Source organism: Pseudomonas tumuqii, assembly GCF_013184545.1.
Lineage (GTDB): Bacteria > Pseudomonadota > Gammaproteobacteria > Pseudomonadales > Pseudomonadaceae > Aquipseudomonas > Aquipseudomonas tumuqii.
In genome coordinates this window covers 1-1,071 of the sequence record NZ_JAAOJA010000055.1, presented here as the reverse complement: position 1 = coordinate 1,071, position 1,071 = coordinate 1, and the positions used below count along the sequence as shown (strand labels likewise).

Here is a 1,071-nt window from a genome sequence, read left to right as displayed (position 1 = left end):
TGCTGTAATGGACTCTCCCCGCGCCACAGTTCTATACCGAGAACGGTGGTGACTGAGATTGGGAGTGTCGTGATGAAGCGAATAGCGGTTGATCTGGCCAAGTCCGTTTACCAAGTTGCCGAGAGTGTCCATTCCGGCCAGGTGGTGCAGCGCAAGCGACTGAACCGAGAGGCGTTTAGGCGATATATACAGGAGCAAGCCGACGCGGTCGAGTGGGTGATGGAGGCCTGCGGTACGGCCCATTACTGGGGCCGTGTGGCGCAGTCTCTGGGGCATCGGGTGAAGCTGATCCATCCCCGGTATGTGCGCCCGTATCGCCGCCGCAACAAGACCGACCGCAACGACTGCGATGCGATGCTGGAAGCGGCGCGCTGCAAGGATATCCATCCCGTGCCGGTGAAAACCCACGAGCAGCAACAGCTGCAGCAACTGCACGGGCTGCGCGAGACCTGGAAGAAAAGCCGTACCCAGCGGATCAATCTGTTGCGCGGCATCCTGCGTGAGGCAGGTATCGAAGCCCCGGCATCGACAGCCGCCTTTATCCAGACCGCCCATGAACTGGTTGAGCGTGCCGAGTTAGCGCCCTTGAGGCATCAGCTGCATATAGTCCTGGCGGAAATCAATCTGTACGCGCAGTGCATGGTTGAATGCGAGCAGCAGCTCAAGCGCTGGCACGCCGAGGATGCCGTAGTACGCAAACTCGACGAAGTCAGCGGCATTGGCGTCCTGACGGCCAGCGCTTTGACAGCGGCCGTCGGTAAACCTGAACGCTTTGCAAATGGCCGCCAACTCAGTGCCTGGCTGGGCATGACGCCACGGGAGTTCAGCAGCGGCGACCGACGCAAACTGGGGCACATCAGCCGGCAGGGTAACGTCTATGTCCGCACGTTATTGATCCACGGCTCTCGAGCTGCCTTACTCGCGGCCCAGCGATGCCAGGCGCGCACGCCGGAAAAGCTGACTCAGTTACAACGCTGGGCCGTCGAGACCGCCGCGCGCATTGGGCACAACAAAGCGGCTGTGGCCCTGGCCAACAAACTGGTACGGATCTGCTGGGCGGTGTGGTGCCAT

1 protein-coding gene is annotated in these 1,071 nt (G+C 61.2%); it reads left to right on the top strand.

The annotated features are described in order from the left end of the window. Window positions 1–72 precede the first annotated feature (72 nt). A partial coding sequence (locus tag G9C89_RS24910; protein WP_172153383.1) for an IS110 family transposase occupies window positions 73–1,071 on the top strand: 999 nt, incomplete at its 3' end.